Source organism: Mycobacterium sp. (assembly GCF_049683355.1).
GTDB lineage: Bacteria > Actinomycetota > Actinomycetes > Mycobacteriales > Mycobacteriaceae > Mycobacterium.
The window spans coordinates 1-9,106 of the sequence record NZ_JBAUJB010000418.1; the positions used below are offsets into that span (position 1 = coordinate 1).

At 68.0% G+C, this 9,106-nt stretch carries 6 protein-coding genes and 6 pseudogenes; 6 read left to right on the top strand and 6 right to left on the bottom strand.

Going from position 1 to position 9,106, the window contains the following annotated elements; genetic code table 11:
- The 4 genes and pseudogenes from WA944_RS23860 to WA944_RS23875 form a co-directional block, all read right to left on the bottom strand.
- Positions 1–804, bottom strand: an 804-nt coding sequence (locus WA944_RS23860; RefSeq protein WP_526647416.1) for an HpcH/HpaI aldolase family protein, incomplete at its 3' end; no start/stop codon positions are given.
- Positions 756–1,729 (bottom strand): annotated as a pseudogene (locus WA944_RS23865) (zinc-binding dehydrogenase). The gene WA944_RS23860 and the pseudogene WA944_RS23865, both read right to left, overlap by 49 nt.
- A gap of 1 nt (position 1,730) precedes the next feature.
- Positions 1,731–2,946, bottom strand: a pseudogene (locus WA944_RS23870) (cytochrome P450).
- A 15-nt stretch (positions 2,947–2,961) separates the two neighbouring features.
- A pseudogene (locus WA944_RS23875) lies at positions 2,962–3,639 on the bottom strand (NIPSNAP family protein); the annotation flags it as partial.
- 136 nt (positions 3,640–3,775) lie between these two features.
- Here WA944_RS23875 and WA944_RS23880 point away from each other — a divergent pair.
- Complete coding sequence (locus tag WA944_RS23880; protein WP_526372744.1) at positions 3,776–4,648, top strand: SMP-30/gluconolactonase/LRE family protein; 873 nt, start codon at positions 3,776–3,778, stop codon at positions 4,646–4,648.
- Positions 4,649–4,667: 19 nt separating this feature from the next.
- Positions 4,668–5,481: pseudogene (locus WA944_RS23885) on the top strand (acyl-CoA thioesterase domain-containing protein).
- A 19-nt stretch (positions 5,482–5,500) separates the two neighbouring features.
- Here WA944_RS23885 and WA944_RS23890 read toward each other — a convergent pair.
- On the bottom strand, positions 5,501–5,692 hold the full coding sequence (locus WA944_RS23890; protein WP_526372745.1) for a ferredoxin: 192 nt from the start codon (positions 5,690–5,692) through the stop codon (positions 5,501–5,503).
- Positions 5,693–5,822: 130 nt separating this feature from the next.
- Between WA944_RS23890 and WA944_RS23895 the strand changes: the two genes are divergently transcribed.
- Positions 5,823–6,419 carry a TetR/AcrR family transcriptional regulator gene (locus WA944_RS23895; protein ID WP_526372746.1) on the top strand — a complete coding sequence of 199 codons (597 nt, stop codon included), beginning with the start codon at positions 5,823–5,825 and terminating at the stop codon, positions 6,417–6,419.
- On the opposite strand, the gene WA944_RS23900 is transcribed toward WA944_RS23895, so the two are convergent.
- On the bottom strand, positions 6,406–6,609 hold the full coding sequence (locus WA944_RS23900; RefSeq protein ID WP_526372747.1) for a CoA transferase: 204 nt from the start codon (positions 6,607–6,609) through the stop codon (positions 6,406–6,408). The two genes, WA944_RS23895 and WA944_RS23900, sit on opposite strands and share 14 nt — an antisense overlap.
- Positions 6,610–6,695: 86 nt before the next feature.
- On the opposite strand from WA944_RS23900, the pseudogene WA944_RS23905 reads away from it, so the two are divergent.
- The 3 genes and pseudogenes from WA944_RS23905 to WA944_RS23915 form a co-directional block, all read left to right on the top strand.
- Positions 6,696–7,852: pseudogene (locus WA944_RS23905) on the top strand (phosphotransferase).
- Between the two features lie 91 nt (positions 7,853–7,943).
- Positions 7,944–8,489, top strand: coding sequence for a TetR/AcrR family transcriptional regulator (locus tag WA944_RS23910; RefSeq protein WP_526372748.1), 546 nt, complete (start codon positions 7,944–7,946; stop codon positions 8,487–8,489).
- A 66-nt stretch (positions 8,490–8,555) separates the two neighbouring features.
- Positions 8,556–8,985, top strand: a pseudogene (locus tag WA944_RS23915) (aldehyde dehydrogenase family protein); the annotation flags it as partial.
- Between the last annotated feature and the right edge of the window lie 121 nt (positions 8,986–9,106).

Genomic DNA, 9,106 nt, shown 5'->3' on the forward strand with positions numbered 1-9,106 from the left:
GATCGGGGCGCCGCGCGCCTCGGCGAGATGGGCGGTGGCGCCGCGGCGCAACGCCTGCGACTCCGAGGCCAGCGTGATCATCTGGAACCCCAGCTCGGCGGCGGCGTGGCCCAGTGTTCCGGTGCCGGCGTGGACGCCGCTGACCAGCCCCGCCGAGGTGACGGTGTGGTGAATGCGTGCCATGGCATCGCGGACGTCATGGCACGTCCACGCATCGGCGGGCCCATGCCCCATGGAGATCGCCAGATCCGCCGGGCCGACATAGACCCCGCCCAATCCGTCTACGGCACAGATCTCGTCGATCGCGGCCAGCCCACGGGCCGTTTCGACCATCGCGAAAACCGAGACCCTCGCCTGCAGGGCGGCCGGGTCGGTGCCCATGCTCGTCTGCAGGGGGCCGAAGCTACGTACCCCGGCCGGGGCGTAGCGGGTCGCGGCGACCGCCGCCGCCGCCTGCGCCGCGCACTCGACCATCGCGACGACGACGCCGTCGGCACCGGCGTCCAGCACCCTGCCGATGGGGGCAGGATCGGGTGTCGGCAACCGCACCACGGTAGCGAGCGGGAGGTGCTCGAGCCTGCGGAGCATCAGGGCCACGTCGGCATCGCCGAGGTATCCGTGCTGGACGTCGAATCCGACGAAGTCGTAATCACTGCCGGCGAATTCCTCAGGACCCAGGATTGTCGGGGCCACCACCCAGCCGCCCCACACATGTGTCTTCGCCGCCAACGCGTCCTGCAGTCTGCTCGCCGCCGTCACAGGGCCACGATCGCGATCTTGATCCTGCCCGGGACCGGCCGGCATGCCAGCTCGAAAGCGGCCTGCACGTCGTCGGCGGGAAACGTGTGTGTCAGGTAGCGGCTCAGCAGATCGGGGTGTTCGCGCGCGAATGCGTCGGCCCGGTCGAGAACCCGCCGCCGGTCCAGTGTCACAACTGCTTTCAGAGTGAGTTTCTTGCGCAGCATGGTCCGCATGCTGATCGGGTACGAATCGTCGTCGGGCACGCCGAAGTAGAAGACCGTGCCGCCGGGCGCCGCGGCCTCGATGGCGTGGCCGAGGGTGGCGACCTGATGCCCGACCGCCTCGATCACGACGTCGGGCCTGGCTTCCGGCGCCAGTCGGCTGACCCAGCGATCACTGGTCGCCCGCACCACGGTGTCCACCCCGAATGCCGGCCCGACCTCGTCTCGGTCGACGGGATCGACACCGGTGACCTGTGCGGCGCCCGCCGCCTTGGCCACGTAGGAGAACAGCAGCCCGATCGAACCCTGGCCGAGGACCGCGACATTCCGGCCGGCCAGGTCCGGCAGCTGCTCGACCGCGTAGAGCACGCAGGCCAGCGGTTGCAGACCGACGCGGCCTGCTGGGGCTGCAACGCGGGGTCATAGGGCGCCAGACCGTCACCGTCGGCGACGACCTGTTCCATCAGCCCGTCAAAACCCGACGCCCACCCGACCAACCGATCCCCCTGCCGGTGACCGCGGTGGCAGCTGGCGATCACCTCGCCCACCACCTCGTGGATCGGAAAACCGTCTTTCTCCGCCGCGCATTCACCGGTGTCACCGGGCAGCCTGCCCTTGGCGCCGCGGAATCCCGGCAGGTCGCTGCCGCAGATGCCGGCCGCCAGAAATCGCGACAACACCTGCCCCTCGTCCAGGGATTCCGGCGAGTGTTGCCGCACCTCGGTTTTCTCGAAGGTGAACGGGGCGACAAGCCGGTGGGACCACATTTCAGACCTCCACCGGGAGCGTGTTCCATCCCCACTGGAAGCTCGACGGCGGTCGCGACGCGGATTCGGTGTCCACCCGGAAATCCGTTACCCGCCTGAGCCATTCGGTCACCATGATGGTGATCTCCAACCGGGCGAGGTGAGCTCCGAGGCAGAAGTGCTGGCCGCGGCCGAACGCCAGGAGCCGGGACATCGGCCGGTTCCAGATGAACTCGTCTGCCTCGGGGTACTCACGTTCGTCGCGATTGGCCGAGGCCAGCAGCGAGATGATCCGCTGACCCGGCCGGATCGTGGTGCCGTGGAGGGTGAACGGCCGGCGCAGCGTGCGGGCGAACCACTGTGCGGGCGCGCAGTAGCGGATCATCTCCTCGCGGGCGAGGGGCACGTTGCCGGCCGGGTCGGCGCGCACCGCGGCGAGTTGCTCACCCCGGCGGGACAGTTCCCACAAACCGTGGGCAACGATCTTGGGCACGGTTTCGGTGCCGCCGATGAAGACGCCCAGCATCTGTACGGCGGCCTCGGTGTCGGACAGCGCCGATCCGTCGGGAAGCCGGTAGTCGAGCAGGTTGTCCACGATCGGCAGCGGGGCACCATCGCCCGACCTGCTGCGCCACGACCGGGGTCAGGTAGTCCAGATAGCCGGGACGCGCGTTGGCCACCTCGACACCGCTGCCCGGCTGCGCCAGGCTGCCGGCGTTCACGGTGGCCAGCACGTCGGCAGCGAGATCAACTGGTAGACCGACGAGTTCACACACCACCGACGCGGCGACGATTCCGCCGTACTCCTGGATCAGATCGACCCTGCCACGCGGTAGCAGTTCGTCGAGCCGCTCGTTGGCCAGCGTTCTGATCCGTTCAGCGAGCTTCGAGACCGACTTGGGCCGAAACGGTGCCGCGGTACAGCGGCGGATCTGGTCGTAGATCGGTGCGTCGAAGTTCGCGTGGAACGGTAGGGGGTGCAGAGGCGGGTCGGACACGGGCCCGTTGTTGTGCTCGGCGAGCACCGCTGCCGCGGGCAGGGCGCCTTCCGAGGCGACGAATGTTCCGTCGTTGAGCTCCAACACATTCCAGATGTCGGAGAATCGCGACAGCGCGTAGGTGTCCCACTTCTCGATGTGGTACATTGCGTGCTCGTCGCGCAGCACCCGGTAGTACGGGAGCGGGTCGGCCATCACCGCGGGATCGAAGGGGTCGTAGGTGAACGTCGTCGTCGGCATTTCCGTGCTCACTGGAGCGGGGAGGGTGGAGTCCTCCCAGCCGTCACGCAACGCGGGGGCGACGCTCATCCACGTGACGATCTCGGCGGGCGGACTGTCCTTCCACGACGGGTAATGGTTCTCGAAGCAGGCCCACTCCCCTCGAGCGCCCAGTAGTGGATCACCTCGTTGAACCGGAACGTGGTGATGAACGAGCCGAGCCAGCGCTTGCCCGTGGATTCCGACCAGGGCACGTAGAGGCGCTCGAGTTCGCGGATGTAGTCGTCCTGGCGGCCGGGCTTGTCTGCATGATCTCCTGGATCACCAGGCCCGCTGGGAAATTCGTCTCTTGCAGCTGAGCCAGCGTCTTGTTGCTCCGTCCGGCGTACATGATCCGGTCTTCGCCCCGTGCACCGATGTTGCGCAGATACCGCGTCCACTGGCCGGCAGCCGCCTCGTGGCTGCCGCCGCGGCCTGCGCACGACCGATGCGCGCGTAGTCGGCGAACGCGTCGATCTCCCAGATGACGGTGACCTGAGGCCAGTGCCCGTTGTACGGGGTCGTCTCCCACATCGCGAACAGTCGCGCGCCCAGTTCAGTCATCATGGGCTGGTAGACGTCGCTGAACTCCGAGACGAACTGCGCGCTGTCTGCTGACCCCAGATCGATCGTCTCGTGCAGGTACAGCAGGGTGTGGCCGTGGTATCTCTTCATGTTCACCGCCGGCAGTTCCCCTCACCAGCGAGTGCGCCAATGTTGCAGGTAGCCTGTTGACAGTGACACCCAGGGAGCGTGACACTTGTCGCATGTTTTGTAAAGTCTCGATTCGCCCCTTGCTGGTGCTGGGACGATGACCCCCACACCACTTGCCAATGGATTCTGCTTCGGTGAGGGCCCCCGGTGGTTCGAGGGCCTTGTGTGGTTCTCCGACATGCTCGGCGAGGCCGTGCACACCGTGACCCTCGGCGGTGAGATGAGCACGCTGGACCTGGCGGGGCATTCACCGTCCGGGCTGGGATTCCGCCCCGACGGGACACTGCTGATCGTGTCCACAAAGCGCAGGCAGCTGCTCGGATACGACGGCGACTCGGTCACCACGGTCGCCGATTTGTCCGCGCTGGTGCCCGCCGATCTCGGCGACATGGTCGTCGATCGGCACGGGTGCGCCTACGTCGGCTCGGAGGCCCGCGAAGGGGGGGTGATCGTGCGGGTCGACCCCGGGCGCGACGGCGCCGGGCGCGCCACCGTCGTCGCCGGCGATCTCGACTTCCCCAACGGCATGGCCATCACCCCCGACGGCGCGACGCTGATCGTGGCGGAGTCGACTGCGCGCCGGTTGACCGCGTTCACCATCGCTGCAGACGGATCCCTCTGCGAACGAAGGGTTTTCGCCGACGACCTGGACGGACCGCCGGACGGCATCTGCCTCGACGACGGCGGCGGGGTCTGGACGGCGATGACACTGGCCCACCAGTTCCAGCGGATCACCACCGCCAATGCCGGCGATTCAGCCACCGCCGGCGGCGCCGGCGATTCAGCCACCGTGACCGATCGGATCGACATGGGCGACCGGACGGCGATCGCGTGCGCGCTGGGCGGCCCGGAGGGACGGACGCTGTTCTTGTTGTCATCCACCGACGCCTACCCCCAGCGCCTCGTCGGGACGAAGCTCTCCCGCCTGGACGCCACCATCGTTGATGTCCCGGCGGCTGCGCTGGACTGAACCGTGCTGAAAGGTGGAGATGTCGGACTCCTACTACGAGTTGGTCGATGACGATGCGCGCGGCCAGCGCTTCACCGCGACCGACTTCGTCCGCAGCACCTGGTCCGCGGCCATCCAGCACGCCGCACCGGTGTCGGCGTTGCTGGTGCGTGGGTTACAGCGGTGCGATCCGCGCGAGGACACCAGGCTCCGCCGCGTGCTGATCGACCTGCTGGGTCCGGTGCCCGCGGAGGGCGAGCTGTGGGTCCGCGCGCGGCGGGACCGCCCGGGTAGGCAGATCGAGTTGATCACCGCCGAGATGTCGGCGCCGGGTCCCGACGGCGCACTCCGTCCGGTCGCCCGGGCCAGCGGGTGGCGACTGCAGACGCTCGATACCACCGCGGTCGCGCATGCCCCCGCGCCGCCGCTGCGTCCGGTGGCCGACGCGGTCGGCAGGGACATGAAGAAGGACTGGGACCGAAACTACGTGCACAGCCTGGATTGGCGCTGGCTCACCGAGCCGATGAGCGACGGGCCGGGTGAGTCCTGGATCAGGCCGGAGGTCGGTCTGGTCAAGGGTGAGTCGATGACGCCGCTGGAGCGGTTGTTCGCTGTCGCCGACGACGCGAACGGGATCGGAACCAAGCTCGACATCCGGCGGTGTACGTTTCTGAACACCGATCTGGCGGTGCACGTGCACCCGGACGCCCGAGGGACAGTGAATCGGGATCCGCGCCGAGACCAGCTACGGGCCCGACGGGATCGGCACCACGATCGGCGCGCTGTTCGACGAACGCGGCGCCGTCGGCGCGATCCAGCAGTCGGTCCTGCTGCGCCCCCGCCCGCCGAAGTAGTCCCCCGCGCTGCGGGACCTCAGTCGTGCACTGTCAGCGCGGGGGCGGGACACTGCGTGACCGCCCGTTGCATCCGCTCGCGGTCGGATTCCGGGCGCTCGGCGTCGTGGATCACCACCGTGCCGTCGTCCTGCACTTCGAAGACTTCCTCGGCGATGGACTCGCAGATACCGTGCCCGGTGCACTTGGTGAGATCGACGCCGACCTTCATCGCTGCTCCGATCCAGAGGTGGGTTACCGGACGTAGATGAGGTCGATCGCGTTGCGCTCCCACTCATCCCGGGAGGGTGCCATTTCCGGAATAGCGTGACAGTCAGTCGCGAATTTGTAAAGCTGGGTGCATGCCGCAGGTGTCGCCCGATGCTCGACGCGGCCCACAAGACCCTGACGATCCCGACCATCCGACCCGGCAACGGATCCTCGCGGCCACCGCAGAAGTGCTCGGCCGCAACGGCATGGCGAAGCTGTCACTGTCCGAGGTGGCCGCCGAGGCCGGCGTCTCGCGGCCGACGCTCTACCGCTATTTCGCCGGCAAGCGCGAGCTGCTCGACGTCTTCGCGGTGTGGGAACGGCGCTACTACGAGCACGCCATCGCCGCGGCCACCGCCGGACTGCCCGCCCAGGAGAGGCTCGACGCGGCCCTTCGCGTCATCGTGGAGTACCAACTGTCCTATCCCGGTGTGCGCATGGTGGACATCGAACCCGAGCAGGTCATCAAGCGGATGGCAGAGGTGCTGCCGTTGATGCGGGAGCGCCTGCAACGCCTGTGCACGGGGCCCGAGGCTGCCTTGTCGGCCGCGACCGCGGTGCGGGTGGCGATCTCCCAGTATTTGGTGCGCAGCGACGACAGCGCAGACTTCCTCGCCCAACTGCGTCATGCGGCCCAGGTGAGACACCACGCCTCTTCCCGCCCGGGCGCTGGGATCACCGACGGTTGAACCTGTTACAACGAACGATTCGTCCGCTCGGCCACTTCGGCGAGCACCTGCCCGTCCGGGCGGGATCACCGGTCGGCGGTTCGACCTTGACGACGTCGGCGCCCCAGTCCGCCAGGATCCCCCCGGCGGCGGGACCCGCCACCCAGACACCGAGTTCGACGACCCTGACGCCCTCCAAAGGTCCAGCCATGTAGCCTTCCTTCTCCGCGACCATTACAAAAGGCCGCACCGTTGTAAGCCCGTAGGGGCTACAGCCCAAGCCTAGGGAGGCTCGAGGTGTCCGTCCTGGAAAACCTGATCGCACCTGTCGCCGGACTGGCCGCGCACCTGGGCCGCGGGGTGGGACGCATCGCCACCGACGCCGCAATCGGACGGTTGCGGTCGATGCCGCGCACCGTCGGCGACCTCGACGCGCTCACCATGTCACAGCTCACCGGGCGCGTCGTGACGTCGGTGACAGTGCTCGGCGGCGATGCGGGCACCTCCTCACGGACGCGACTCGCGCTCACCGGTGAAGGCGTCCCCGCCACCGTCTTCGTCAAGATGGCCGCCGAGACCGTCGCCACCAGACTGATGGGTGAGCTCGGCAACCGGGCCGACACCGAGACGCGCTTCTATCGGCAGCTGGCACCACAACTGACCGGCGTGCCACTGTGCTACGGCTCGCAGTTCGATCCGTGGACCGGCAGGTTCGTCCTCGTCCTGAAAGATTTGGCGGACCTGGCGGATTCTTCCGCGGCCCCGTGCGAGTTCCCCGACACCCTGCACCCGATCGACCCGGACCGGGCCGCATCCGTCGTCGAGTTGCTGGCCCGCCTGCACGCGACGTACTGGGAGCGCCTGCCCGCGCAGGCCGGCAGGGGTCCGCTGGGTTGGCTCTACACCGCCTCCGCCGACAGTGCCTCCATGCTGACCGGCCCGCTGTTGAAGACATCGTCGCGCCGCCTCGCCGAGCGGACCGACCTACCGCTGGAGCGAGGCCAGTTCATCAACGAGCACTACCGCGCGGTCGCGGCACTCGTCGACCGTCCTCCCCACACCGTGATGCACGGCGACGCCCATCCGGGGAACCTGTACTTCCGCGACGGTCAGGCGGGACTGTTGGACTGGCAGGCGGTCCGTCGCGGCCACCCCGGCCGGGAGCTGGCCTACACCCTGGTCACCAGCATGACCAGGGAACAACGCCAAGCCACGCAGCGCGACCTGCTCGATGTCTACCGCGATGCACTGGCCGGTGCGGGCGGACCCGAGCTGGATCGCGACGAGTTGTGGAACCGCTACGGCAGGGCGCGCTGTAACCGTACGCCGCCGCTGTGATCACCGCGGGCATGGGCGGCATGCAGGCCGAGGACATCGCGATGAAGGGGGTGGAGCGCAGCCTCGCCGCGCTCGAGGACCTCGACACCGTCGCGCTGCTGGAGACGGCTCTGTGAGCGACACCCCCGGCCGGGCGCCGGTCACGACGGCCGGCACCCTCTACGATCGACAGCGAACCCCACCGAAAGCTGCAGTCGAGGCCAGGTCGTGAACGAACCCGCACGCGAAGCATCCGACGCCGCCGAGGACACCTCGACGCGGCACCGGATCCTGGTCGCGACCTCCGAAGTGCTCGGCCGTAGCGGTCAGACCAAGCTGAGCTTGTCCGAGGTAGCGCTGCAGGCCGGGGTGTCCCGGCCGACGCTGTACCGCTGGTTCGCCTCCAAGCAGGAACTGCTCGACGCTTTCGGGATCTACGAGCGCGAGATGTTCGAAACCGGCATCGCCCGGGCCACAGCAGGGTTGCGCGGCAACGACCGCGTCGATGCCGCAATGCGGTTCATCGTCGAATACCAGCAGTCCTACTCGGGCGTGCGGTTGGTCGACATCGAACCCGAGGTCGTCATCGGCAGGCTGGCGCACATCATCCCGACCATGCGCACCCAGCTGGAGAAGCTGCTGCCCGGGCCCAACGGAGCCGTCAAGGCGGCGACGGCGATCCGCGTCGCGGTGTCGCACTACATCGTGCGCAGCGACGACGACGACCAGTTCCTGGCGCAGCTCCGGCACGCCGTCGGGGTCAGGACCAGCTGACGCTCGAGGAAGTCCGCAGGAATGCGTGACACTCGGACAAAAACTTGTAAAGCTAGTGCTAGTGCGATGACGACAGCGGAGACTGAAACGGGCGTGCTGGCCGGTGACGAGCGGATGCTCATCGACGGCGAACTGCATTCACTGCGGGTGGAGCGACATTCGATGTCGTTCATCCAGCCAGCGAACAGGTGGCAGGCCGCGCCACCGACGGCACCGTGGACTACATGGCCCGCGCCGTGGGCGCGCTCGACGGGCGTTCGACACCACCGACTGGTCCCGTGACCTCGATTTCCGCTACCACTGTCTGACCCAGCTGCACGAAGCGCTGGAACAAAACAAGGAGCGGCTGCGCCGGATCCTGATCACCGAGGTCGGCTGCCCGGTGACGGTGTCGGGCTCCCAGATCGAGAGTCCGATCGAGGAAGTCAAGCACTGGGCCGAGCACGGCAAGGCATTCGAGTACCTGGTCGACACCGGGGTCCACCCCACCCAGCTAGACATCCCAGGTGCGTAAGTTGTCAAGCGGCGTCGGCGCCGGCGATGTTCTGGCGGTGCGACCACGCGGTGTGTTCGTCGTATTTGGTGTGGTGACGCAGGCAGCCGTGGAGGATCCCGAC

What these genes read in the sequence shown, in the direction of transcription:
- WA944_RS23890 (WP_526372745.1), bottom strand. Translation starts at nt 5,692, where the DNA reads ATGAAGGTCGGCGTCGATCTCACCAAGTGCACCGGGCACGGTATCTGC.
- WA944_RS23895 (WP_526372746.1), top strand. Translation starts at nt 5,823, where the DNA reads ATGCCGCAGGTGTCGCCCGATGCTCGACGCGGCCCACAAGACCCTGAC.
- WA944_RS23880 (WP_526372744.1), top strand. Translation starts at nt 3,776, where the DNA reads ATGACCCCCACACCACTTGCCAATGGATTCTGCTTCGGTGAGGGCCCC.
- WA944_RS23900 (WP_526372747.1), bottom strand. Translation starts at nt 6,609, where the DNA reads ATGGCTGGACCTTTGGAGGGCGTCAGGGTCGTCGAACTCGGTGTCTGG.